Here is a 434-nt window from a genome sequence, read left to right as displayed (position 1 = left end):
CGCCGCCACGGAACCCGCCCTCGCGGTCACCGCCACGGAAACCACCCTCACGCGGCGCGCCGGAACGGGAACCGTCGCGGTCACCGCCGCGCGAACCACCATCGCGGCCGCCGGCGTATCCGCCACGGGTGCCGCCGGCGTTGTCGCGGTCTCCCCGGTACGGGGGCCGGTCGTCGCGGCGCGCTCCGCGGTCGCGTCCAGCCGGGCCGTCGGTGCGGTCTTCGTGACGACGGGGACGGTCTCCGCCCTGCGGTCCTGAACTCACAGGTACATCCTTCCTGATTGCGCCACCAATGGCGCTACGCAGTCGAGGGCCGACCCTCATGGGGCGGCCCTCGACTGGAAGATTGTCCGGCGGTGTCCTACTCTCCCACACCCTCACGAGTGCAGTACCATCGGCGCTGGAGGGCTTAGCTTCCGGGTTCGGAATGTGA

The 434-nt window shown here is 71.2% G+C and carries 1 protein-coding gene and 1 rRNA gene; one reads left to right on the top strand and one right to left on the bottom strand.

The window, feature by feature from the left end; genetic code table 11:
- On the top strand, positions 1–259 hold a 259-nt coding region (locus tag ACGFH9_RS30820), incomplete at its 5' end, for a hypothetical protein (RefSeq protein WP_393226395.1).
- Between the two features lie 90 nt (positions 260–349).
- On the opposite strand, the gene rrf is transcribed toward ACGFH9_RS30820, so the two are convergent.
- A 5S ribosomal RNA gene (rrf, locus tag ACGFH9_RS30815) occupies positions 350–434 on the bottom strand; the annotation flags it as partial.

Source organism: Micromonospora sp. NPDC049102 (assembly GCF_043197485.1).
In the GTDB taxonomy this organism is placed as follows: domain Bacteria; phylum Actinomycetota; class Actinomycetes; order Mycobacteriales; family Micromonosporaceae; genus Micromonospora.
Note: the sequence above shows the minus strand (reverse complement) of the source record. Positions and strands in the feature narration are given on the sequence as shown.